This is a genomic window from Auraticoccus cholistanensis, assembly GCF_009742705.1.
Lineage (GTDB): Bacteria > Actinomycetota > Actinomycetes > Propionibacteriales > Propionibacteriaceae > Auraticoccus > Auraticoccus cholistanensis.
In genome coordinates this window covers 154386-178065 of record NZ_WPCU01000010.1, presented here as the reverse complement: position 1 = coordinate 178065, position 23680 = coordinate 154386, and the positions used below count along the sequence as shown (strand labels likewise).

Genomic DNA, 23680 nt, shown 5'->3' with positions numbered 1-23680 from the left:
TCGAGCTCGACGTGGCCACCATGGCCGGACGGGTGGAGCTCGACCACGTCAGCTTCCGCTACCCCGAGCCGCGTCCGCTCAGCGGCGCCCCCGTGCAGGACCGCTTCGGCGACAGCGGGGTGCGGATCGAGCACGACGGCACCGGGGTCGGCGACGGCTGGGCGCTGCGTGACGTCTGCCTCACCGTCGAGCCCGGCCAGCTCGCCGCGCTGGTCGGGCCGTCCGGGTCGGGCAAGACCACCCTCACCTACCTGGTGCCCCGCTTCCACGAGGTCACCGAGGGAGCGGTCCGCATCGACGGGGTGGACGTGCGCGACCTCACCGCCTCCTCGCTGGCCGACGCGGTCGGCATGGTGACCCAGGAGCCGTACCTGTTCCACGGCACGATCCGGGACAACATCGCCTACGCCAAGCCCGGGGCCACCGCGGAGGAGATCGAGCAGGCGGCCCGCGGCGCCAACATCCACGACCGCATCATGAGCTTCCCCGACGGCTACGAGACCATCACCGGCGAGCGCGGCTACCGGCTCTCCGGCGGGGAGAAGCAGCGGCTGGCCATCGCCCGGGTGCTGCTGAAGAACCCGCCGGTGCTGATCCTCGACGAGGCCACCTCGGCCCTGGACAGCGAGACCGAGCGGCTCGTGCAGGAGGCGCTGGAGCGGGCCACCCGGGACCGCACCACCATCGCCATCGCGCACCGGCTCTCCACCATCCGCGCCGCCGACGTCATCTACGGGATGTCCGGCGGCCGGGTGGTCGAGCGGGGCACCCACACCGAGCTGCTGGCCGCCGGCGGGCTCTACGCCCGGCTGCACGCCGAGCAGGTCGGCCGGCTGGGCGACCCGGGCGGCTCCGAGGAGCCGCGGTCCCCGCTGCGGGTCTGAGCCTCAGCGCTCCTCGACCGCGCCCTTGGGCGCGCTGAGGGTGCTGGCCTCGTTCTGCTCGACGTACTTCGAGCGCAGGTGCACCGGCTCCTCGTAGCGCCCGGCGCGCCGGGCGGCCCGGCCGCGGTAGACGAGGTTGAGGGCCTCGACGCCGATGGCGAAGGCGATCGGGCCGTAGATCATGCCCTTGCTGACGTGGACGTTGAAGCCCTCGGCGAGCAGGGTGGCCCCGATCAGCACGAGGAAGGCCAGGCACAGCATCTTCACGGTGGGGTGGCGGTCGACGAAGCGGCCGATGCGGTCGGCGAGGAACATCATCGCCCCGATCGCGATCACCACGGCGGCGATCATCACGACCAGCTCGTCGACCATGCCGACCGCGGTGATGACCGAGTCCAGGGAGAACACGACGTCGATCAGCACGATCTGCAGGATGACCTTGCTGAAGGTGGTGCCCGCCCGGCCGCTGCCGGAGTCGTGGCCCTCCTCGCCCTCCAGCTTGTGGTGGATCTCGGTGACGGCCTTGTAGATCAGGAAGGCCCCACCCAGGATCAGGATCAGGTCCCGGCCGCTGATCTGCAGCGCCTCCCAGGGGCCGATGCCGAACAGGGTGTCGGTCAGGCCGACGATCCAGGAGGCGAAGAAGAGCAGGACGATCCGCATCACCAGCGCCAGCGAGAGCCCGACCAGGCGGGCGCGGCGGCGCTGGGACTCCGGGAGCCGGTTGGCGAGGATGGAGATGAACACGACGTTGTCCACGCCGAGCACCAGCTCCAGGGCCAGCAGGGTCAGGAACGCGATCCAGATCTCAGGGCTGGTCAGGAAATCCACGCGCAGACGATAGCGTGACCGGGTGCCAGAGGAAGCAACCACGAAGGGCCGCGTCGTGCTGGTCACCGGCGGCAGCCGGGGGATCGGCCGGGCCATCACCGAGCGGTTCGTCGCCGCGGGCCACCGGGTGGCCGCCACCTACCGCAGCGGGGACGTGCCGGAGGGCGCGCTGCCGGTGCGCTGCGAGATCACCGACCCCGAGCAGGTCGAGCAGGCCTTCACCACGGTCGAGGCCGAGCTCGGACCGGTGGAGGTGCTGGTGGCCAACGCCGGCATCACCCGCGACACGCTGCTGCTGCGGATGAGCGAGCAGGACTTCGCCGACGTCGTCGAGACCAACCTGACCGCCTCCTTCCGGCTGGCCCGGCGCGCCTCGCGGGCGATGATGCGGGCCCGCTTCGGCCGGATGGTGTTCATCTCCTCGGTGGTCGGCCAGCTCGGCTCCGCCGGGCAGGTCAACTACGCCGCCTCCAAGGCCGGCCTGGTCGGCATGGCCCGCTCGATCACGCGCGAGCTCGGCTCGCGCGGCATCACGGCCAACGTGGTGGCGCCGGGCTTCATCAGCACCGACATGACGGCCGCGCTGCCGCCGGAGCAGGTCTCGGAGTACCAGGCGCGCATCCCGGCCGGCCGGCTGGGCGGCGTGGAGGAGGTCGCCGCGGCCGTGGAGTTCCTGGCCGGCGACCAGGCGGGCTACGTCTCGGGGGCGATCATCCCCGTCGACGGCGGCCTCGGCATGGGCCACTGACCCCGGTCCCGGCGGCTGGCACACCCACGTCTCGGCGAGGCGGTCGAGACACGAAGCGAGGAGAGCAGATGGGCATCCTGGACGGCAAGAACATCCTGGTGGCGGGAGTCACCCTCAACACGTCGATCGGCTTCGCCACGGCGAAGGTGGCCCAGGAGCAGGGCGCCACCGTGGTGGTGTCGAACTTCGGGCGGGCCATGGGGATCACCCGCCGGGTGATCAAGAAGCTGCCGACCGAGCCGGCATTGCTGGAGCTCAACGTCTCCGACGAGGAGCACCTGGCCGCGCTGCCCGAGCAGCTCGGCCAGCACGTGGACCGGCTGGACGGGATCGTGCACTCGATCGCCTTCGCCAACCCCGAGACCGCCCTGGGCGGGAAGTTCCTCGAGACCCCCTGGTCGGACGTGGCCACCGCGCTGCAGGTCTCGGCGTACTCGCTGACCTCGCTGACGACCGCCTGCCGCCCGCTGCTGGGCGCCGGCAGCTCGGTGGTCGGGCTGACCTTCGACGCCAGCATCGCCTGGCCGGGCTACGACTGGATGGGGGTGGCCAAGGCGGCCCTGGAGAGCACCAGCCGCTACCTGGCCCGCTACCTCGGCCCCGAGGGCATCCGCTGCAACCTGGTGGCCGCCGGTCCTCTGGAGTCGCTGGCCAAGAGGGCCATCCCCGGCACCGAGACCTACAACGAGGTGTGGGACCAGCGGGCCCCGCTGGGCTGGGACCCCAAGGACTTCGAGCCCACCGCCCGCGCGGTGGTCGCGCTGCTCAGCGACTGGTTCCCCGCCACCACCGGCGAGATCGTGCACGTCGACGGCGGCGTGCACGCCATGGGTGCCTGAGCCCGACCCGGCCGGCGGGCCCGGGGTGCTCGCCGAGGCCCGGGCGCTGCTGGGGGCGGTGCTGCACGGCCACGGGGTGGCCGTCCGGATCACCGAGGTGGAGGCCTACGCGGGACCGCTGGACCCGGCCTCGCACGCCTTCACCCGCACCCCGCGCTCCGACATCATGTACGGCCCGCCGCTGCGGCTCTACGTCTACCGCTCCTACGGCCTGCACCACTGCGCCAACGTGGTCACCGGGGCCGAGGGGGAGGGGGAGGCGGTGCTGCTGCGGGCCGGGGAGGTGGTCGAGGGCCTGGAGCTCGCCGTCCGGCGGCGGGGCACCGAGGACCCGGTCCGGCTCGCCCGCGGCCCGGGCAACCTGTGCTCGGCGCTGGGGCTGACGCTCGCCGACCTCGGTGCCGACCTGACCGGCGCCCGGCCGCCCCGGCTGGTGCGGGGACGTCCGCCCTCGCCCGCCGCGGTGCTGTCCGGGCCCCGGGTCGGGGTGAGCCGGGCCGCCGACCGGCCCTGGCGGTTCTGGCTCGCGGGGGAGCCCACCGTCTCGGCCTACCGCCGCTCGCCGAGGGCGGCTCCTTGAAGGGTTGCCCAGGCGCCGAAGCGCAAGCGCTGAAGTTCGGACGTCCATATGTCCGGTCAAACTTTGACCGGCGCCGATCGGTGGTGCTACGTTCCCGCTCGAGCCGCCAGCAGGCGGCCTGACAACGAGGTCGGCTAGCCGGGGGGCTGCCGGGAACGAGGGACAGTGATTCTCAACAGCACCGTCAGCCGTCGTGGCGTCATCGCCGGCGGGCTCGCCGCGTCCGCCGCCGTGGGTCTCAGCGCCTGCTCCGGCGGGAGCGACACGGCCGCGCCGGGCGGCGGGTCGACCGGCCCGCTGCAGTTCTTCCTCTCCGGCGACGCCAACCAGGGCGGCGGCTTCGCCGCCATGGCGGCGAAGTACCAGGAGCAGACCGGGGTCACCGTCGAGATCATCGACATCGCCAACGACGACCTGAAGACCCGCCTGCGCAACGCGGCCCAGGCCGACGACCTGCCGGCGCTGGCCCGGGTCGGCGCGGTGGACCCGGTGTGGAGCAACGCCGTGGTGGACCTGGCCGAGATCCAGACCGCGCACGGGGTCGACCCGCAGCTGTCGGCGGTGGAGGAGGACGGCACCGTGCTGTCGCTGCCCACCGACCTGACCGCGGTCGGTCTGTACCTGAACAAGACCCTGTGGGACGAGGCCGGGGTCGAGTACCCGACCGGTCCCGACGGCTCCTGGACCTGGGACGAGTTCGTCGCCGCGGCCCGTGAGGTCAAGGAGGCCGGCGCCCGCTTCGGCCTGGTGATGGACGCCTCCTCGCACCGGCTCAAGTCCTTCCTCTACGAGTTCGGCTCGACCATGTTCCAGCCCGGCCCCGACGGCACGTTCACCACGAACGAGGCCACCAAGACGGCGCTGGAGTACTTCTACGAGCTCAACGACGACGAGTTCATGCCGCGCTCGGTGTGGCTGAGCCAGGCCGACGGCAACGCGCTGTTCAAGAGCGGCGACGTGGCGGCCTACTACTCCGGCTCCTGGCAGATCGCCGACTTCTCCAAGAACATCGCCGACTTCGAGTGGGTCAGCGTGGTGGCCCCGAGCCAGCCGGTGCGCGCCGTGCAGTACGGCAACGCGGCCTCCCTGGTGGTCTTCGAGGGCGAGCAGTCGGAGGCGGCGACCGCGTTCGTCGACTGGCTGTTCACCAAGGAGAACTACCAGGAGCTGGCGACGATCTCGGGCTTCCTGCCCACCGTGGCCGACGTGGACGTGGACTACGGCGAGAACTCCGAGGCCTTCGACCTGTACAACGCCGAGATCGCGGCCTCGGCCCCGATCGTGGCCGAGATCAAGGCCCTCGAGCTGTCCTGGGAGGTCCAGGGCCTCAGCACCGAGGGCGACCCGCTGCGCGACGAGGTCGTGAAGTACCTCAACGACGAGCAGACGGTGGACGAGTGCATCGCCAACGTCTCGGCCCTGATGACCGAGGCCTTCAGCAGCTGAGTCCCGGTGCCCAGCGCCGACCCACCGACCGCCCCAGCGAGGAGACAGCCGTGACCAGTGTGACCGACCAGGTGTCGCTGGAGGCGGCGCCGGCGACCGTGCGGCGCGACCGCCGGCGCCCGCCGTCCGGGCAGCGGCTCGCCCCGGCGCTGTTCATCAGCGTCTCGGTGGTGCTGTTCGCCACCTTCTTCGTGGGGCCGGCGGCGCTGGGCATCTGGTACTCCTTCACCGACTACTCCGGGGTCGGGGACGCGGAGTTCATCGGCGCGGAGAACTACGCCGAGCTGCTCGCCGACGACCAGTTCTGGGCCTCGCTGGGGCGGACCGCGCTCTACACGGTGCTGGCGGTGCCGCTGCACTTCGTGGCGGCGCTGTTCGTGGCCGTGCTGATCACCTCCCCGGCGGCCCGCGGCAAGAGCCTGGCCAAGATCGTGCTCTTCGTGCCGTGGCTCATCTCGCCCATCGTCACCGGTGTCATCTGGCGCTGGCTGTTCGGTGAGAACTTCGGCTTCGTCAACCACCTGCTGGCCCTGCTCGGGCTGGGGACGGTGCGCTGGGAGACCGACGCGGACTGGGCGCTCGTGGTGGTGCTGCTGGCCGGCACCTGGGGCGGCACCGCGTTCAACATGCTGCTGTTCGTCGCCGCCATCCGCAACATCCCGAAGTCCTACCTGGAGGCCGCCGAGATCGACGGCGCCTCGCCGCGGCGGCGCTTCTTCAGCGTGACGCTGCCCCTGCTGGCCCCGACCAGCTTCCTGGTCGTGCTGCTGGGCACGCTCGGCTCGATGAAGGAGTTCGCCATGGTGCAGGCGCTCAACGGCGGTGGTCCGGGGACGGAGAACATGCTGCTCGTCCAGTACATCTACCGCACCGGCTTCGAGCGGGCCGAGATCGGCTACGCCAGCGCGGTGTCCATGGTGCTGATGGTGATCCTGGTCCTCGTCGCCATCATCCAGCTGCGCTTCGACCGCAAGGAGGACCTGGCGTGAAGCAACGTGGTTACGCCCTGCTGATGACCGCGGTGCTGCTGGCCGTGCTGGTCGCCTACGCGATCCCGGTGCTGTGGTTCCTGCTCAGCTCGTTCAAGCCCGGCAGCGAGCTGTTCTCGCTGCCGCTGACCCTGCTGCCCCAGGACTGGACGATCTCGGGCTACGTCACCGCCTGGACGCGCTTCGACTTCTGGCGCTACTTCGGCAACACCGGCCTGGTGGCCGTGCTCACCACGCTGCTGACCGTGCTGGTCTCGGCGATGACGGGCTACGCGCTGGCCAAGTACCGGCACTGGTGGCTGCGGGTGTTCTTCATCTGCATCCTGGCCACCACCATGCTGCCGACCGAGGTCATCATGCCCTCGACCTTCGCGGTGATCCGCGAGCTGGGGCTCTACGACTCGCTGGCCGGCATCATCGTCCCCTCGATCCTCACCGCGACCGGTGTGTTCATGTTCCGCCAGTACTTCCGCACCGTGCCCGACGAGTTGCTCGAGGCGGCCCGCATCGACGGCGTGGGGGAGATCCGCACCTTCTTCTCGATCATGCTGCCGCTGGCCAAGCCGATCGCGATCACGCTGGCCATCTTCAGCTTCCAGTGGCGCTGGAACGACTACATCTGGCCGCTGATCGTGCTGAACGACCCCAACCGCTACACCCTGCAGCTGGCGCTGCGCTCGATCGTCGGGGCGGACAACATCGACTGGTCGGTGCTGCTGTCGGCCTCGGTCATCTCGCTGATCCCGATGGTCGTGCTGTTCGTCGTGTTCCAGCGGCAGGTGCTCAGCGCCGACCTCAACTCCGGCCTGAAGGACTGACCCGCGCGTGCCCAGCACCTTCACCTCCCACGCGGCCGGACTGGCCGAGCAGCTCCTCACCGAGCTCGAGGCCGCCGGACCGCTGACCGCCCGGGGCCACCGCGTCACGATGGCCGGCGTGCGTGCCGCGCTGGTCGCCCACCTCAGCCCGGCGTCGCCGCGGTACGGCGACCCCGGCGTGCTCGACACCGCGCTGCGGTGGACGGCCGAGCTCGCCGCGCTGGCCGACGAGGCAGGGCTCTTCTCCTCCGACGGCAACATCTCCTCCCCGCCCGACTCCAGCTTCAGCCTCAACGACCTCGGCTCGGCGCTGACGCTCCTCGAGCAGGCCGACCCGGCCGAGCCCCGGCTGGCGCAGCTGCGCGAGCGGCTGACCGCGGTGGCCAGCGCCGCCCTGCCCGCCCTGGTCGCCGGCGCGGTGCACACCCCGAACCACCGCTGGGAGATCGCCTCGGCGCTGGCCCGGCTGCAGCACCTGCACCCCGCAGCCCGCGAGCGTGCCGAGGAGTGGCTGGCCGAGGGCGTCGACGTCGACGCCGACGGCATCTACTCCGAGCGCAGCCCGAACTACGCCGCCTACGTCTCCAACCCCTGCCTGCTGACCCTGGCCGACCTGCTCGGCCGCCCCGAGCTGGCCGCGGTGGTGCACCGCAACCTGCACGCGGTGCTCGCCCTCACCGACGACGACGGCCTGGTCGAGACCGTGCTCTCGCGCCGCCAGGACCAGCACGCCGGCTTCCCGGTCAACGCCTTCTCGCTGCAGCTGCGCCGCTTCGCCCTGCTCGACGGCTGCCCGACCTGCGCCGCGGCGGCCGCCCGCCGGGAGTGGTGGACGGCGATGCCGGTGCAGGGGGTGGAGGCCCTCGCCGAGGCGCTGCTCGACCCCCGGCTGGACCGCGACGTGCCGCCAGGTGACGTCGTGCCCGCACCGCAGGGCCGCCGGGTCTTCGGCTCGGCCGGGCTGGTGGTGGAGCGCCGGGGGAGCGTGCGCACCGTGGTCTACGGCGGCTCCGACGTCCCCGCGCTGGGCCGGGTCTGCTCCGGCGCCGCGGTCAACCCGACCTTCCTGCGGCTGCGCGCGGGCGCGGCGGTGCTCCGCTCGGTGCGCCTCTCCCGCACCTTCTTCGGCCTCGGCCCCTTCCGCGGCACCCTGGTCGACCCGGGGGACGAGGACGCCCTGGTGCTGCGCGAGAGCGTGGCCGCCGGCTACTCCCAGCCGCTGCCGGCCAGCGCCCGTCGCGCCGACGGGGTCTACGAGCTGGGCTTCGAGGGCCGGTACGCGGCCGCCATGTCCTTCCCCGAGCGGGCCCGCGACGAGCTGCGGCTCGAGACCGAGGTGCAGGTGGAGCACACCGCGGACGGCCTGCGGCTGGGCTGGAGCATCACCGGTGCCGCCGCCCCCTGGGCGCTGGAGCTGTGCTTCGACCCGGGTGGCGAGCTGGCCGGCGTCGAGCCGCTCGACCCCACCGGTGGGCACCTGCTGGCCGAGGGCTGGGGGAGCTACCGCTGCGGCGGCGACGTGATCGAGTTCGGTCCGGGGCGTCCGGCCGAGCCGGGTGTCCCGGTGGGCTACTCCCCGGGCGAGGCCTACACCTTCCTCGGCGGCACCGACGCCCTTCCCGGGCCGCGGGTCTACGTCGTGGGCCGGGCGCCCGGCCGGTGGCACCTGGACCTGCGTCCCCGTCCCGCCTGAGCCCGCCCCGGGTCCTCAGACCCAGGGCCGTTGCCGCTGCCGGGGCACGCTCGCGGCCGGACGCACGACCGGCCCAGGACGCGCGCGGCAGGTGGACCAGCGGCGGCGTTCTGGGCCGGTGGTGACGCCTCAGCCCTGCTGGCCGGCCAGACCGCGCAGGTGCTCCATGCTCGCGCGCACGTCCGCCTGCGGTCCCTCGCCCTGCGGCGGGCCGGTCAGCACCACGTCCTGCTCCAGCACCCACCAGCCGTCGTAGCCGACCGCCGTGAGCGCCGAGACGATGGCCGCCAGGTCGACGTCGCCCTCGCCCAGCGGCGCGTACAGCCCCTGCTTCACCGCCTCGGTGTAGCCCAGCTCGCCCGCCCCGACCCGGCGGGCCAGCTCGATGCGGACGTCCTTGGCGTGCACGTGGCTGATCCGCTCCGGCTGCTGCACCACCAGCTCGACCGGGTCGGTTCCGCCCACCAGCAGGTGACCGGTGTCGAGGCAGAGACCGAGGTCGGTGCCCGCCAGCACCCGCAGCACCTCCTCGCGGTTCTCCACCTGGGTGCCGACGTGGGGGTGCAGCGCGGGGGTGATGCCCCGCTCGCGGGCCAGGTCGGCCACCCGCTGGGCGTTGTCGAGCAGGTGCTGCCACTGCCGCGGGGTGAGCTGCGGACGCTCGTCGTAGCCGTCCTGCCCGGTGGCGGCCGCCAGCACCAGCACGTCGCCGCCGGCGGCGTCGAAGGCGTCCAGCTCGACCTCCAGGGCCGGGCGGGGGTCGACCTCGCTGTGCAGCACCACCGGCACGAAGGCGCCGACGGCCTGCAGCGAGTGCTCGGCCAGCGCGGCCGCCCGCTCCGCCGGAGCCGTCGGCAGCCAGCCCTGCGGCCCCAGCTCGGTGGCCTGCAGCCCCAGGGCGCGCATCTGCGGCAGCACCACCTCCGAACCCAGCTGGTGACCCCAGCCGGGGACCTCGCACACGCCCCAGCTGATGGGGGCCCCGGCGATCTTCACTGCTGTCCTCCTGCGGTGGTGGGGGCCACCGCGGTCGCGGTGGCGGGGTCCAGCTCCTCGACCGCGACGGCGCGGCCGGTGGCCGCCGACCGCACGGCGCAGTCGGCGAGCAGCAGGGCCGCCCGGCCGTCGGCGATGCCCGGCGAGGGGGCCTCGCCGGTCCTGACGGCCCGGACGAAGGCGTCCAGCTCGGCGGCGTAGGCCTGGGCGTAGCGCTCCAGGAAGAAGTTCACCCAGGGGCGCTGCCGGTCGGAGAACTCCGCCGAGGAGTACGACACCGCGGTGGGCCGGTGGTTGGCCTGGCTGAGCGCCCCCCGCGGGCCGACCACCTCCACCCGCTGGTCGTAGCCGGAGGCGTTGTGCCGGGAGTTGACGATGGTGGCCAGGGCCCCGCTCCGGGCGGTCAGCACCAGCACCGCCCCGTGGTGGTCCCCGGTGACGGGGTCCAGCTGGTGGCCGGTGGCCTGCACGGTGGCCACCTCGCCGACCAGGAAGCGGACCATGTCGAGGTCGTGGATCGTCATGTCGCGGAAGATGCCGCCCGAGCTGGCGATGTACTCCGGGCTCGGCGGGCTGGGGTCGCGGCTGGTCACCACCACCTGCTCCACCTCGCCCACGTCGCCGGCGAGCACCCGCTGCCGGATCTCCTGGATGCCGGCGTCGAAGCGGCGGTTGAAGCCGACCATCACGCGGTGCTCGGAGCCGCGGATCTGCTCCAGGCAGGCGTCCACCCGGCGCAGGTCGAGGTCGACCGGCTTCTCGGTGAGCACCGCCTTGCCGCTGGCCACCCCCGCCACGATGTGGTCGACGTGGAACGGGGTGGGGGAGGCCACCACGACCGCGTCGACCTGGTCGTCGGCGAAGACGTCGTCGACCTGGTCGGTCCACCGGGTCCCGGCCGACTCGGCCACCTCGCGGGCGGCCACCGGGGAGGCGTCGGCCACCAGGGCGAGCCGGGTGCCCGGGTGCGCGAGCACGGAGCGGGCGTGGACGCGCCCGATCCGGCCCGCCCCGATCACGGCGACGTTCAGCACGTCGCCGGCTGCCGTCGCGCTCACCGGCCGGAGTCCCCGCTGAAGTGGAAGGACGCCGCCGGCGCGGTGGCCCGGTGGGGCCAGCGCTCGGTGGTGACCTTGCCGCGGGTGTAGAAGCGGATGCTCTCGGGGCCGTAGACGTGGCTCTCGCCGAACAGCGAGTCCTTCCAGCCGCCGAAGGAGTGCCAGGCCACCGGCACCGGGATCGGCACGTTGATGCCGACCATGCCCACCTTCACCGAGCGGCGGAAGGTGCGCGCCGCCTCGCCGGAGGAGGTGAACACCGCCGTGCCGTTGCCGTAGGGGTTGGCGTTGACCAGCTCGACGGCCTCGGCGAGGTCGCGGACCCGGACGACGTCCAGCACCGGCCCGAAGACCTCCTCCTGGTAGACCCGCATCTGCGGCGTCACGCCGTCGACCAGCGTGGGGCCGACGAAGAAGCCGTTCTCGTGGCCGGGGACGCGGGCGCCGCGGCCGTCGACGACCAGCGTGGCGCCCTCCTGCTCGGCGCTGCTGATCAGCCCCTCGATGCGCTCCTTGGCCTGGGCCGAGATGACCGGACCCATGTCGGTGCCCTCGTCGGACCCCGGCCCCATCCGCACCGCCCGGGCGCGCTCGGCCAGCAGGGTGATGAGCTGGTCGGCCACGCTCTCCTCGACCACGGCCACCGACAGCGCCATGCAGCGCTCGCCGGCGGCGCCGTAGGCCGCGGCGGTGAGCTGGTCGGCGGCGTCGGCCAGGTCGGCGTCGGCCAGCACGACCCCGTGGTTCTTCGCCCCGCCGAGGGCCTGCACGCGCTTGCCGTGCTCGCTGGCGACGCGGTGGATGTGGCGGGCCACCGGGGTGGAGCCGACGAAGGAGACCGCGGCCACGTCCGGGTGCACCAGCAGGGCGTCCACGGCCTCGCGGTCGCCCTGCACGACGGTGAAGACCCCGTCGGGGAGCCCGGCGCGCTGCCACAGCTCGGCCAGCAGCAGCGAGGGGGAGGGGTCGCGCTCGGACGGCTTGAGCACGAAGGCGTTGCCGGTGGCGATGGCCACCGGGCTCATCCACAGCGGCACCATCACCGGGAAGTTGAAGGGGGTGATGCCGGCGACCACGCCCAGCGGCTCGCGCACCGAGTGCACGTCGATGCCGGTGGCGGCCTGGCCGGAGAACTCGCCCTTGAGCAGCTGGGGGAGCCCGCAGGCGAACTCCACCACCTCCAGGCCGCGGGCGACCTCGCCGGCGGCGTCGGTGACGGTCTTGCCGTGCTCCTCGCTGATGAGGCGGGCCAGCTGGTCGGCGGCGCCCTTGAGCAGCTCGCGGAAGGAGAACAGCACGTTCACCCGGCGGGCCAGGCTCAGCTCGCCCCAGGCGACCTGCGCGCGGACGGCGGAGGCGACGGCGCGGTCGACGTCGTCGGCGCCGGCCAGCACGACCTCGGCCACCTGCTCGCCGGTGGAGGGGTCGAGCACCGGGCTGCGGCGCGGCCCGGAGGTCGTGGAGTCGGTGGTGGCCGGGCGGCCGTCGATCCAGGAGGTGGTCTGTCTCACGGTGGTGGGGTCCTTCGCTTGCCGGGTCGGGTGTTGGTGGGTCGGTGGGTTCACAGCGGGCGGCGCTGGCGCTGCCGGTCCTGCTCGTAGCGGGCGCGGGCCCGCTGGGTGGTGGCCAGGGTGGAGACCTCGCTGACGGGGACGTCCCACCAGGCGGTGGCGTCGGGGCCGGGGCCGACCGGGTCGGTCTCGACGTGCACCACGGTGGTGCGCTCGGCGGCCAGCGCGGTGGCGAAGGCCTCGGCGAACTCCTCGACGGTGGTGGCCCGCAGCACGTCGGCGCCCAGGCTCTGCGCGTTGAGGGCCAGGTCGACCGGCACCGTGCCGCCGTCCAGCTGGCCGGTGCCGGAGCGCATCCGGTACCGGGTGCCGAAGCGCTGCGAGCCGGTGGACTCCGACAGGGCGCCGATGGAGGCGAAGCCGTGGTTCTGCAGCAGCACCACCACGATCTTGATGCCCTCGCTGATCACGGTGGCCAGCTCCTGGGGCATCATCTGGTAGGTCCCGTCGCCGACCACGGCGACCACCTGCACGTCCGGGCGCGACAGCGCGACGCCCATCGCCGCGGGGATCTCGTAGCCCATGCAGGAGAAGCCGTACTCGACGTGGTAGGCGCCGGGGACGCTGGCCCGCCACAGCTGCTGCAGCTGGCCGGGCATCGAGCCGGCGGCGTTGATCACCACGTCCTCGGGCGCCATGGTGCGGTTCATCACCCCGAACACCTCCGTCTGCGCCGGCAGCGGGCCGTGGCCGCGGTCGTAGCACTCGTCGGTGTGACGGCGGGCGGCGGCCACCAGCTCGGCCACCTCGGACTGGTAGGCGTCCTCGGTGCGGTAGCCGGTCAGGGCGGCGGTGAGGGCGATGAGGCCCTCGCGGGCGTCGGCCACCACGGGCTCGGCGGCCAGCTTGGCGGAGTCGACCGCGGCCACGTTGAGGTTGACGAAGCGGGTGCCGGGGCCGAACACGCTGTTGCTGGCGGTGGTGAAGTCGGTGTAGCGGGTGCCCACGCCGATCACCAGGTCGGCGCTGCCGGCGAGCGCGTTGGCGCTGCTGGCGCCGGTGGCGCCGAGGCCGCCGACCGCGCACGGGTGGTCCCAGTTGATGGCGCCCTTGCCGGCGTGGGTGTCGGCCACGGGGATGCCGGTGGCGGTGGCCAGCTCCCGCAGCGCGTCCGCGGCCTCGGAGTAGACGACCCCGCCGCCGGCGAGCAGCAGCGGCCGTCGCGCCGAGCGGATGGCGGCGACCGCGCGCTCCAGGGCGGCGGGCTCGGGCACCGGGCGCGCCACGTGCCAGACCCGGTCGGCGAAGAACTCCACCGGCCAGTCGAAGGCCTCGGCCTGCACGTCCTGGGGCAGGCACAGGGTCACCGCGCCGGTCTCGGCCGGGTCGGTCAGCACCCGCATCGCCTGCAGCGCGCTGGTCAGCAGCTGCTCGGGCCGCCAGATGCGGTCGAAGAAGCGCGAGACCGGGCGCAGCGTGTCGTTGACGGTGACGTCGGGACCACCGGGGTGCTCCAGCTGCTGCAGCACCGGGTCGGGACGGCGCGAGGCGAAGACGTCGCCGGGCAGCAGCAGCACCGGGATCCGGTCGATGGTGGCCAGCGCCGCGCCGGTCACCATGTTGGTGGCGCCGGGGCCGATGGAGGAGGTGCAGGCGTACATCCGGAGCCGGTTCTCCGAGCGGGCGTAGCCGACGGCGGCGTGCACCATGCCCTGCTCGTTGCGGGCCAGCAGGTAGGGCAGCTCGTCCGGCCCGGGCTCGGGCCCGGTGAAGCCGGCGTCGACGGCCTCCAGGTGCGCCTGCAGCAGACCCTGCCCCAGGCCGGCCACGTTGCCGTGGCCGAAGATGCCGAAGCAGCCGGCGAACATCCGCTGGCGACGGCCGTCCCGCTCGGTCCACTGCCGGGCCAGGAAGCGCACCAGCGCCTGGCCGGTGGTGAGCCGGACGGTGGCGGGCGTGGACGTCATCGAGCCTCCTGAGGGTCGGGGCCGGGGCGGCCCAGGGGGAGCCGGGGGTCGACCGGCTGGTCGTCCCAGCTGGTGCGCAGCCAGGCGAGCGAGGGGTCGTCGACGCTGAGCCAGCGCCCGTCGGTGGCCGGGCCGGCCATCACGTTGAGGTAGTACAGGTCGTAGCCGGGCAGGGCGACGCAGGGCCCGTGGTAGCCGTGGGGCACCAGGGCCACGTCGCCGGTGCCCACCGCGGCCAGCACCTCCAGCGGGCGGGCGTCGGTGCCGTAGTTGCGGAACAGCGCGGTGCCCGGACCGTCCGGGCCGTCGGCCACCTCGAAGTAGTAGATCTCCTCCAGCTCGCGCTCGTGCTCGCCGTGCTCGTCGTGCTTGTGCGGCGGGAAGGAGGACGTGTTGCCGCCGGGGGTGAGGACCTCGCAGACCAGCAGGTGCTCGACCTCGAGCCCGGTGGAGATCGTGTAGTCCTGCACCTGGCGGCTGCAGGAACCGGCGCCACGCAGCTCGACCGGCACCTCGGCCGCGGCCAGCCGCTGCGGCCGGGTGCCACGGGTGGCCACCGCGGTGGTCACGGCCAGCCGGCAGCCCCGCTCGCCGGCGGTGACCCGCAGCTCGCTGCCGACGGGCAGGTAGAGGAAGTCCGCCGGGCCGTCGAAGACCGTCCCGGCCCGGTCGAGCCGGACCTCGAGGACGTCCGCGGCGCCGGGCACCCGGGCGCTCACCGTCACGCCGCCGGCCAGCGGCAGCAGCCCGGCCTCGACGCCGTCGAGACGCCACCCGTGCTCGACCCCCGGCGCCAGGGTGCGCACCTCCAGCCCGGTGTGGGACCAGCCGTCCTGCTCCGGGCCCACCCGGCTCACCAGCACGTCGCCGGGCGCCTCGGCCTCGGTCCGGGCACGGTGCACCCAGCGGCGCGCGTCACCAGCCAGCGGGATCGTCACAGCTCCTCCTCGGTCGTCCACGTCGTCCTCAGCCAGGTCGTCGGTCCGGGTCACAGCAGCGCCACCGCCTCGTCCACGGCGGCCGCGACGTCACCCGAGCGCGGGTACAGCAGCGAGCGGCCGACGGCCAGCCCCGCCACGTTGGGCAGCGCCAGCGTCCGCCGCCAGCCCGCGAGGGTGGCGTCGACGTCGTGCGGCACCTCCCCGCCCAGCAGCAGGCAGGGGAGCGTGGTGGCCTGCAGCACCCGCTCCATGTCGGGCACCACCGGCACCTTGAGCCAGGTGTAGGCGGAGGTGCGGCCCAGGCCGGCCGCGACTGAGACCGCCGCCACCATGGCCTCGGCCGTCAGCCGGGGGCGGACGCCCGCGGCCTCGCGGGTGCAGACGAAGGGCTCGACCAGGGCGAGCAGACCGCGCTCGGCCAGCCCGTCCACGGCGTCCGCGCAGGCGGCGAGGGTGGTGGCGCTGGCCGGGTCGTCGAGCACGATGCGCAGCAGCATCTTGCCGCCGTCCAGCCGCGAGGCGGCGATGCCGGCGGGGTCGTAGGCGGTGAACCGGTCGTCCACCTCGAAGGTGGAGCCGGCGAGGCCGGCGCGGTTCATCGAGCCGAGCACCAGCTTGCCGTCCAGGGCGCCGAGCAGGGCCAGGTCCTCGACCAGGTCGGCGGTGCCCAGGAAGCCGTGCACCCCGGGCCGGGAGAGCGCCACCTGGATCCGCTCGATCAGGTCGCGGCGGTCGGCCATCGCGAAGGGGTCGCCACCGGCGGCGAGCGCACCGCGCGCCGGGTGGTCGGCCGCGATCACCAGCAGCTTCTCCTCCGGGCCAGGACCCGGGAAGGGCGGGCGGGCGGCCAGCCGGGCGGCCACCCGGTCCGGGTGCAGCCGGCGGGTGCGCATCACCTGCTCCACGCCCGCGGCGCTCACCGGTCCCTCCCCAGCAGCGCCTCGACCTCGGCCTCGGTGGGCATGGCGGCGGCGCACTCCAGCCGGGAGGCGACCAGGGCCCCCGCGGCCGAGGCGAAGGCCAGCGTCCGGGCCAGCGGCCAGCCCGACAGCAGCCCGTGGCACAGCGCGCCGCCGAAGCCGTCGCCGGCACCGAGGCCGTTCACGACCTCGACCCTGGTGGCCGGCACCTCGACGCGCTCGTCACGGCTGCGCGCCAGCACCCCGTCCGGGCCGAGCTTCACCACGGCCACCTCGACACCGGCGGCCAGCAGCGCCTCCGCGGCGGCGTCGGGGTCGCTCTCGCCCACGGCGACCCGGCACTCCTGCAGGTTGCCCACCGCGATGTCGACCTGCGGCAGCACGGCGCGGACCTGCTCGCGGGCGGTCTGCTCGTCGGGCCAGAAGCTGGGCCGGTGGTCGAGGTCGAGCACGGTGGTGCCGGCGCCCGCGCGCAGCTCGAGCGCGGCCAGGTGGGTGGCGCGGCTCGGCTCGGCCGACAGCCCGGTGGCCGTCAGCCACAGCACCCGCGCGCCGCGCACCGCCGCCGGGTCGAGGCAGGAGGGCTCCAGCACCAGGTCGGGGGTGGCCGCGGGCCGGTAGAAGAAGAGCGGGAAGTCGTGCGGCGGGAAGAGCTCGCAGAAGGTCACCGGGGTGAGCAGGTCGGCGAAGGTCACCACGAAGCGGTCGTCCACCCCGAACTCGCGCAGCGACCGGCGGACGAAGCGGCCGAAGGGGTCCCCGCCGACGCCGGTCAGCACCGCGCTGGCGTGGCCGAACCGGCGGGCTGCGACGGCCACGTTGGTGGGGCTGCCGCCGAGGAACTTGCCGAAGCTGGTGACGTCCTCCAGCCCGACGCCGCTCTGCAGGGGGTACAGGTCGACGCCGCTGCGGCCGACCGTCAGCACCTCCGGCGCACCGTCCCCGAGCACGGGGACACCGCCGGTGGCCTCGCTCGAGTGGGGCATCCGCCGTCCGTCCTGGGCTCTGCACCCGGTCGCGTCCTGGCGCACCGGCTGCCGGCCGCCTCGGTGGCCAGCCTGCCCAATCGCGTCCTCGCAGTCAATCTTTGTCAGGACATACGTTCAAGAGGTCATCCGGCTCATCACCCGCTACAGTGACCGGCAACACAGGGCCCAGGAGGTCAGTTGACGACCACAGCGTTGCGGATCGAGGTCAACCGGAGCAGCCCGGTGCCCCTCTACCACCAGATCGCGTCCCAGATCGAGGCCGCCATCGCCGACGGCCGGCTGGCCCCGGGCGCCTCGCTGGAGAACGAGGTCGCGATGGCCGCCCGGCTGGGGATCTCCCGGCCGACCGCCCGTCAGGCGCTGCAGTCGCTGGTCGAGCAGGGTCTGCTGATCCGCCGGCGCGGCGTGGGCACCCAGGTGGCTCCCGCGCGGATCCGCCGCCCGGTCGAGCTCACCAGCCTCTACGAGGACCTGCGCAGCAGCGGCCGCGAGCCCAGCACCGAGGTGCTGGACTGGCAGGAGGTCGTCGCCACCCCCGAGCTCGCCGCCGCCGTGGAGGTCCCCGAGGGGACCGACCTGGTGATGGTGCGCCGGCTCCGCTCGGCCGACGGCGAGCCGGTCGCGGTGCTCACCAACTGGCTGCCGCGCGCCATCGCGCCGACCGCGGAGGAGCTGACCCGCTCGGGGCTGTACGACTGCCTGCGGGCCCGTGGGGTGCAGCCGCGGATGGCGCACCAGCGGATCGGCGCCCGGCTGGCCACGGCCGCCGAGGCCCGGATGCTCGACGAGCCCGCGCGTGCGGCGCTGCTGACCATGGAGCGCACCGCCTACGACACCGCCGGTGCGGTGATCGAGCACGGGCAGCACTACTACCGCGCCTCCCGGCACCTGTTCGACACCACCCTGTGGGCCAGCTGAGGGTCCGAGCCGGAACCGACTTTTGTCAGGACATATGGTTGACAGGGTCTACCTCGGGGTGGTTGCCTGAACGGACGCGCCGACCCTCGTCGGTGCGACCCAAGCGAATGCGGAGGACAGCGGTGACCCAGCAGCTCGAGGCCCCCAGCCCCCAGACGTCGGCCCCGGCCACCTGGCTGGGCCGGATGACCGAGCAGTTCCCGCAGACCGCGCTGTGGAACGACTCGATCGACCCCGTGGAGCTGCGCGAGTCGCTCGGCTGGGGCGCGGTCGGCGCCACCTGCAACCCGGTGATCGCGCTGGCCGCCATCCGGGCGGACCTGCCGCGCTGGCAGCGCCGGCTGCGTGAGCTGGCCGAGGAGCTGCCCACGGCGACGGAGTCCCAGCTGGGCTGGCGGGTGGTGGAGGAGCTGACGGTCGAGGGCGCCCGGCTGCTCGAGCCCGTCTTCGCCGCCCAGGGCGGGCGCAACGGCCGGGTCTCGGTGCAGACCGATCCGCGGCTCTTCCGCGACCCCGAGGCGCTGGTCCGCCAGGCCGTCCACTTCTCCGGGCTGGCCCCCAACGTCATCGTCAAGATCCCCGCCACCCCGGCCGGCATCGTGGCCATCGAGGAGGCCACCGCCCGCGGCGTCAGCATCAACGCCACCGTCTCCTTCACCGTGGCCCAGGCCGTCGCCGTGGCCGAGGCCGTCGAGCGCGGGATCGCCCGCCGGGGCGGGGACGACAGCGAGCTCGGGTCGGTGGCCACCATCATGGGCGGCCGGCTGGACGACTGGCTGCGCACCTGCGCCAGCCGCACCTCGACGCTGCTGCCGCCGGGGTACCTGGACTGGGCCGGCGTGGCCACCCTCAAGCGGGCCCACGAGATCTTCCAGGCCCGCGGCTACCGCACCCGGGTGCTGGCCGCCGCCTTCCGCAACCACCTGCCGCTGACCGAGCTCGTCGGCGGCGACCTGGTCATCTCCCCGCCGACCGCCTGGCAGCGCGCCGTGAACGCGGCCGACCTGCCGCTGGAGTCCCGCATCGACGTCCCCGTCGCCCCCGAGGTCGTGGAGACGCTGACCCGGCTGGTGCCGGAGTTCTCCCGTGCCTACGAGCCCGACGGCCTCGCGGTCGCCGAGTTCGGCGACTTCGGCGCCACCCGGCACACGCTGCGCCAGTTCCTGGCCGCCGACGCCGACCTGGACGCCCTGGTGCGCGACCTGCTGGTCCCCGCCCCCTGAGCTTTCCGTCGGCCGACCCCGCCCGCGGGGCCCACCCGTCCGCCGGCCCACCCCTCGCGCGCCTTCCCCTCGCGGGCCTTCACAGCCGTCCGGACGGCTTCACAGCCCTCCCAGCGGCTGTGAAGCCCTCCGGACGGCTGTGAAGCCGGTTCAGCACCGATTGCGAGGCCGTCCGCCCGCTGCGGACCGGCGCCTGGTCGTCCGGAGCAGGGGAGTGGACGTCGGCCGCCGCCTGCCCACCCCGGCTTCACAGCCGTTCCGTCGCCCTCACAGCCGTTGCAGCGGCTGTGGAGTGGCGCGAGCGGCTGTGAAGCGGTGCTCGTCCGGCTGTGGAGCGGCCCGGGCGGCTGTGCGGGAGCGTCAGCCCTCGGGCCAGGCGCAGGCGGCGCAGAGCGCGTCCGCGGCGGCCGCCTGCAGCCGGCGCAGCACGTCGGCGCGCTTCTGGACGGCGAAGGAGTGCAGCACATCCCGGTCGTCGGCCAGCCCCGCCTCGGCCACCAGCAGCAGCCGCAGCGCACGCTCGGCCGCGCGCTGCTGGCGGGCGGGGTAGGCCGCGGCCAGCAACGGTCCAGGGAGGTCCACGTCCGGGCGGGTACCCGACGGCGCGTCCAGCTCCGACAGGGTCCCGGCCGCCTGCAGCAGCTCCGCCGACAGCGCCCGCTCGCACTCCGCCGCCGACGGGCTGGGGAACGGGCGCTCGGCGGCGAGCACCCGCCACTGCACGGCCGGGCCCACCCGGTGCGGCACGAAGGCCCAGCCGCCGCTCGCGTGCACCACCACCGCGCCGGTCTCCAGACCGGCCCGGTTGAGCGCCACCGGCCCCCGCAGCACCCCGAGGGCGCCCGGCCGCGGCAGGGCGAGCTGCCAGGAGCCGGGGGCCACCAGCTGCACGGCCCGCAGCGCGGTGATGAGGTCGCTGGAGCGCAGCGGGTCCAGCCCGAGCAGCCCGTCGGCGTCCACCACGTGGTGGGCGACGTCGCCGTGGGCGACCAGCGAGGCCGCGACCTCGCTGCTCAGCGGCGTGTGCTGCAGGGCGTTCAGGTGGGTGACGAGGGTGATGGCGGCGAGCCGGGGCACCCGGCCACCCTAGTGCGGTGGCTGAGCGGGGCCGCGGGTTCTTGTAGGTTCTCCCGCATGGCGGCAGTGGTGGACCTGGCAGGCGTGAGCATCCGACGTGGCGAGGCGACCTTGCTCGACGACGTCGACTGGACCGTCGAGGAGAGCGACCGCTGGGTGGTGGTCGGACCCAACGGCGCGGGCAAGACCACGCTGCTGCAGGTGCTCGCCGCGCAGCTGCACCCCACCACCGGCGTGGCCGGCCTGCTCGGCGAGGTGCTCGGCACCGTGGACGTCTTCGAGCTGCGGCCGCGGATCGGGGTCACCTCCGCGGCGCTGGCCGACCGGATCCCGCGCAGCGAGCGGGTGCACGACGTGGTCGTCTCGGCCTCCTACGCGGTGATGGGGCGCTGGCGCGAGGAGTACGACCAGCTCGACCACGAGCGGGCCACCGAGCTGCTGGACCAGCTCCGCGTCGCCCACCTGGCCGAGCGCACCTTCGGCACCCTCAGCGAGGGGGAGCGCAAGCGGGTCCAGATCGCCCGCGCGCTGATGACCGACCCCGAGCTGCTGCTGCTCGACGAGCCGGCCGCCGGTCTGGACCTCACCGGCCGCGAGGCGCTGGTTCGCACGCTCAGCGAGCTCGCCCGCGACCCCTACGCGCCGGCGTCGGTGCTGGTGACCCACCACGTGGAGGAGATCCCGCAGGGCATCACCCACGCGCTGCTGCTGCGGCAGGGCCGGGTGGTCGCCGCCGGTCCGCTGGAGCAGACCCTGACCGAGCAGGCCATGAGCGAGACCTTCGGCATCGACCTGGTGCTGCGCCACGACGACGGCCGCTGGTCGGCCCGGGCCCGCTGATGTCGGTCAACCTCAACGACTTCCTGGGCGACCACCCCTGGCTGCTGTGGCTCGTGCTGGCCGCGCTGCTGGCCGGTGCCCGGCTGGTCGTGCCCTCGCGCTGGCTGCTGCGGCTCGCCGCGGTGGCCGTGCTGACCGCGGTGGCCGCCGCCGTCTGGCCGACGGTGGCCTGGCTGCAGCTGCTGGTGGCGGTCGTGCTGGCCGGGGTCGTGGTGGTGGTCTCCCGCTCCCGCCGCCCGGCCGCGGGCTGAGACGCCGGTGGCCGAGCTGGTCCGGGTCGTGGACCCGGCCGACGAGCGCCTCGCCGACTACGTGCGGCTGCGCGACGTGTCGCTGCGCCGGCACCTGGAGAGCGAGCAGGGGCTCTTCATCGCCGAGGGCGAGAAGGTCATCCGGCGCAGCCTGGAGGCGGGGTACCGGCCCCGCTCGCTGCTGCTGTCCGAGCGCTGGCTGGCAGGGCTGGCCGACCTGCTCGACGCGCACCCAGACGTCCCCGTCTACGTGGTCGACGAGGCCCTGGCCGAGCAGGTGACCGGCTTCCACGTCCACCGCGGCGCGCTGGCCTCGCTGCACCGCGAGGTGCGCCACACCGTGGCCGAGCTGCTCGCGCTGGACCGGCTGGTGGTCTGCGAGGACGTCGTCGACCACACCAACGTCGGCGCGATCCTGCGCAGCGCCGCCGGGCTCGGCTTCGACGGCTGCCTGCTCGCACCGCGGGCGGCCGACCCGCTCTACCGCCGCTCGGTCAAGGTCAGCATGGGTGCGGTCTTCTCGTTGCCGTGGGCCCGCCTGGAGGACTGGGAGGACGCCGTCGGGCTGCTCCGCCGCGCCGGCTTCCTGACCGTGGCGCTGGCGCTCTCCGAGGACGCGGTGGACCTGCCGCGGCTCGCGGCCGACCTGGAGGCGCGGGCGGCGGCCGGGACTCCGGCCCGGGTCGCGCTGCTGCTGGGGACCGAGGGCGCGGGGCTCTCGCCGCACTGGGTGGAGCAGGCCGAGGTGGTGGCCCGGATCCCGATGTCGCGGGGGATCGACTCCCTCAACGTGGCCGCCGCCGCGGCCGTTGCCTGCTACGCCCTGGGGCCCGCGGGCCGTCCCCGCCACACCCAGCAGCACCCCTGACCCCGGCCGGCAGCCGAACCGGCACGCGCTGTTCACCCGGGCCGGTCAACCCGTTCACCGGAGCCTGGGTATGGTGTCTGCGGTCGCGCGACCGCAAGCGTCGTGCCGCCATTTCCTTGAGTGACCTCGATGTGACGTGACGACGCGACCTCGGTCGCGGGGAAAGGACCTGATGATGAGAGCGTGGGGGCGGCGCGGGCTGCGCACCTCGGTGGCGCTGCTGCTGGCCGGGACGGTGCTCACCGGCTGCGCCGGCGGTGGGGAGCCGGCGGCCGACGGCGACGCCGCAGGCGGCGACCAGAAGCTGGTCGTCTACACCAACTCCAACTCCGACGGCCGCGGCGAGTGGGTGACCGCGCAGGCCGCCGAGGCGGGCTTCGACATCGAGATCGTCGGGCTCGGCGGCGCCGACCTGACGAACCGGATCATCGCCGAGGTCAACAATCCGGTCGGTGACGTCGTCTTCGGGCTGAACACCATGTTCTTCGAGCAGCTCAAGGCCGAGCAGGCCATCACCGCCTACCAGCCCAGCTGGTCCGACGAGGTGCCGCAGGAGGCCGGGGACCCGGTGGACGGGGCCTACTGGCCGCTGGTCGACCAGGCCATCGTGACCGTCTACGACTCCGCCACCACCACCGACGCCCCGGCGGACGTGAGCGAGCTGTGGACCAACCCCGAGTACGCCGGCCGCTACGAGGTCAACACCGCCCTCGGCCAGGCCACCCCGCAGCTGGTCGTGGCCGGCATCCTCGCGCCCTACACCGACGCCGAGGGACAGGTCTCCGACGAGGGCTGGGCGGCCGTGGAGGCCTACTACGCCAACGGCAGCCCCGCCGTCGAGGGCACCGACCTGTACGCCCGCTTCGAGCGCGGCGAGGTCGCCTACGGGGTCACCCCCACCGGCGGCATCATCGCCCGTGACGAGGAGTACGGCACCGAGACCGCGATCGTGCCCTCCGCCCAGGGGGTGCCCTTCGTGACCGAGCAGATCGGCGTGATCGCCGGCACCGACCAGCAGCAGCGGGCCCAGGAGTTCATCGACTGGTTCGGCAGCGCCGAGGTGCAGGGCGAGTTCGCCCAGGAGTTCAACTCCATGCCGGTGAACGAGGTCGCCGCCGAGCAGGCCAACCCCGAGGTGGTCGAGCTGGTGGGCTCGGTCCAGCGCGCCGACATCGACTACGCCGTGGTGCGCGAGCACATCGGCGAGTGGGTCGAGCGCATCGAGCTCGAGTACCTGCCCTGATCCCACGACGGCGGCGGGACGGCTCCCGTCCCGCCGCCGCCGACCCCGAG

23 protein-coding genes are annotated in these 23680 nt (G+C 73.9%); 14 read left to right on the top strand and 9 right to left on the bottom strand.

What is annotated here, in order from left to right; translation table 11 throughout:
- Positions 1–884, top strand: an 884-nt coding sequence (locus tag GC722_RS18540) for an ABC transporter ATP-binding protein (RefSeq protein WP_156612036.1), incomplete at its 5' end; no start/stop codon positions are given.
- Positions 885–887: 3 nt separating this feature from the next.
- On the opposite strand, the gene GC722_RS14380 is transcribed toward GC722_RS18540, so the two are convergent.
- Positions 888–1715: a TerC family protein gene (locus GC722_RS14380; RefSeq protein ID WP_331714870.1), complete on the bottom strand. Its 828-nt coding sequence runs from the start codon at positions 1713–1715 to the stop codon at positions 888–890.
- Between the two features lie 22 nt (positions 1716–1737).
- On the opposite strand from GC722_RS14380, the gene GC722_RS14375 reads away from it, so the two are divergent.
- The 7 genes from GC722_RS14375 to GC722_RS14345 all read left to right on the top strand — a co-directional run bounded on the left by GC722_RS14375 (position 1738) and on the right by GC722_RS14345 (position 8828).
- Positions 1738–2463: a beta-ketoacyl-ACP reductase gene (locus GC722_RS14375; protein ID WP_331714869.1), complete on the top strand. Its 726-nt coding sequence runs from the start codon at positions 1738–1740 to the stop codon at positions 2461–2463.
- A gap of 68 nt (positions 2464–2531) precedes the next feature.
- Positions 2532–3302 (top strand): enoyl-ACP reductase FabI, encoded by a 771-nt coding sequence (gene fabI / locus GC722_RS14370; protein WP_156611328.1) that lies wholly within the window; start codon positions 2532–2534, stop codon positions 3300–3302.
- Complete coding sequence (locus GC722_RS14365; RefSeq protein WP_331714868.1) at positions 3295–3882, top strand: DNA-3-methyladenine glycosylase; 588 nt, start codon at positions 3295–3297, stop codon at positions 3880–3882. The genes fabI and GC722_RS14365 overlap by 8 nt, the downstream gene beginning before the upstream one ends.
- A gap of 165 nt (positions 3883–4047) precedes the next feature.
- Positions 4048–5328, top strand: a complete 1281-nt coding sequence (locus GC722_RS14360) for an ABC transporter substrate-binding protein (RefSeq protein ID WP_156611326.1) — start codon at positions 4048–4050, stop codon at positions 5326–5328.
- A gap of 50 nt (positions 5329–5378) precedes the next feature.
- Positions 5379–6317, top strand: a complete 939-nt coding sequence (locus tag GC722_RS14355) for a carbohydrate ABC transporter permease (protein ID WP_331714867.1) — start codon at positions 5379–5381, stop codon at positions 6315–6317.
- Positions 6314–7135, top strand: a complete 822-nt coding sequence (locus GC722_RS14350) for a carbohydrate ABC transporter permease (protein WP_197430177.1) — start codon at positions 6314–6316, stop codon at positions 7133–7135. The genes GC722_RS14355 and GC722_RS14350 overlap by 4 nt, the downstream gene beginning before the upstream one ends.
- Positions 7136–7142: 7 nt before the next feature.
- Positions 7143–8828 (top strand): hypothetical protein, encoded by a 1686-nt coding sequence (locus tag GC722_RS14345; RefSeq protein WP_156611324.1) that lies wholly within the window; start codon positions 7143–7145, stop codon positions 8826–8828.
- A gap of 129 nt (positions 8829–8957) precedes the next feature.
- Here GC722_RS14345 and GC722_RS14340 read toward each other — a convergent pair whose 3' ends face one another.
- The 7 genes from GC722_RS14340 to iolC are packed head-to-tail and all read right to left on the bottom strand — an operon-like array spanning position 8958 to position 17207.
- Positions 8958–9824 (bottom strand): TIM barrel protein, encoded by an 867-nt coding sequence (locus tag GC722_RS14340; RefSeq protein WP_331714866.1) that lies wholly within the window; start codon positions 9822–9824, stop codon positions 8958–8960.
- Positions 9821–10882, bottom strand: coding sequence for an inositol 2-dehydrogenase (gene iolG / locus GC722_RS14335; protein ID WP_331714865.1), 1062 nt, complete (start codon positions 10880–10882; stop codon positions 9821–9823). Before iolG ends, GC722_RS14340 begins: the two co-directional genes overlap by 4 nt.
- Positions 10879–12393: a CoA-acylating methylmalonate-semialdehyde dehydrogenase gene (locus tag GC722_RS14330; RefSeq protein WP_331714864.1), complete on the bottom strand. Its 1515-nt coding sequence runs from the start codon at positions 12391–12393 to the stop codon at positions 10879–10881. The genes iolG and GC722_RS14330 overlap by 4 nt, the downstream gene beginning before the upstream one ends.
- 50 nt (positions 12394–12443) lie before the next feature.
- Positions 12444–14360 carry a 3D-(3,5/4)-trihydroxycyclohexane-1,2-dione acylhydrolase (decyclizing) gene (gene iolD, locus GC722_RS14325; RefSeq protein WP_156611322.1) on the bottom strand — a complete coding sequence of 639 codons (1917 nt, stop codon included), beginning with the start codon at positions 14358–14360 and terminating at the stop codon, positions 12444–12446.
- Positions 14357–15298, bottom strand: coding sequence for a 5-deoxy-glucuronate isomerase (iolB, locus tag GC722_RS14320; RefSeq protein WP_331714863.1), 942 nt, complete (start codon positions 15296–15298; stop codon positions 14357–14359). Before iolB ends, iolD begins: the two co-directional genes overlap by 4 nt.
- A gap of 50 nt (positions 15299–15348) precedes the next feature.
- Positions 15349–16194 (bottom strand): Cgl0159 family (beta/alpha)8-fold protein, encoded by an 846-nt coding sequence (locus tag GC722_RS14315; RefSeq protein WP_156612027.1) that lies wholly within the window; start codon positions 16192–16194, stop codon positions 15349–15351.
- A gap of 23 nt (positions 16195–16217) precedes the next feature.
- Positions 16218–17207, bottom strand: coding sequence for a 5-dehydro-2-deoxygluconokinase (gene iolC, locus GC722_RS14310; protein ID WP_156611319.1), 990 nt, complete (start codon positions 17205–17207; stop codon positions 16218–16220).
- A gap of 180 nt (positions 17208–17387) precedes the next feature.
- Between iolC and GC722_RS14305 the strand changes: the two genes are divergently transcribed.
- Together GC722_RS14305 and GC722_RS14300 are read left to right on the top strand one after the other, a co-directional pair.
- Positions 17388–18128 (top strand): GntR family transcriptional regulator, encoded by a 741-nt coding sequence (locus GC722_RS14305; protein ID WP_197430176.1) that lies wholly within the window; start codon positions 17388–17390, stop codon positions 18126–18128.
- A 185-nt stretch (positions 18129–18313) separates the two neighbouring features.
- Entirely contained in the window at positions 18314–19351 is a 1038-nt protein-coding gene (locus tag GC722_RS14300) for a transaldolase family protein (RefSeq protein ID WP_156612025.1), read from the top strand.
- Between the two features lie 360 nt (positions 19352–19711).
- On the opposite strand, the gene GC722_RS14295 is transcribed toward GC722_RS14300, so the two are convergent.
- Positions 19712–20428, bottom strand: a complete 717-nt coding sequence (locus GC722_RS14295; protein ID WP_156611308.1) for a hypothetical protein — start codon at positions 20426–20428, stop codon at positions 19712–19714.
- Between the two features lie 57 nt (positions 20429–20485).
- On the opposite strand from GC722_RS14295, the gene GC722_RS14290 reads away from it, so the two are divergent.
- The 4 genes from GC722_RS14290 (at position 20486) to GC722_RS14275 (ending at position 23630) form a co-directional block, all read left to right on the top strand.
- Entirely contained in the window at positions 20486–21268 is a 783-nt protein-coding gene (locus GC722_RS14290; RefSeq protein WP_156611306.1) for an ABC transporter ATP-binding protein, read from the top strand.
- A complete protein-coding gene (locus GC722_RS14285; protein ID WP_156611281.1) occupies positions 21268–21519 on the top strand; it encodes a hypothetical protein in 252 nt (83 codons plus the stop codon). Before GC722_RS14290 ends, GC722_RS14285 begins: the two co-directional genes overlap by 1 nt.
- Positions 21520–21526: 7 nt before the next feature.
- On the top strand, positions 21527–22387 hold the full coding sequence (locus tag GC722_RS14280) for a TrmH family RNA methyltransferase (protein ID WP_331714861.1): 861 nt from the start codon (positions 21527–21529) through the stop codon (positions 22385–22387).
- A 175-nt stretch (positions 22388–22562) separates the two neighbouring features.
- Positions 22563–23630 carry an extracellular solute-binding protein gene (locus GC722_RS14275; RefSeq protein WP_156611279.1) on the top strand — a complete coding sequence of 356 codons (1068 nt, stop codon included), beginning with the start codon at positions 22563–22565 and terminating at the stop codon, positions 23628–23630.
- Positions 23631–23680 lie beyond the last annotated feature (50 nt).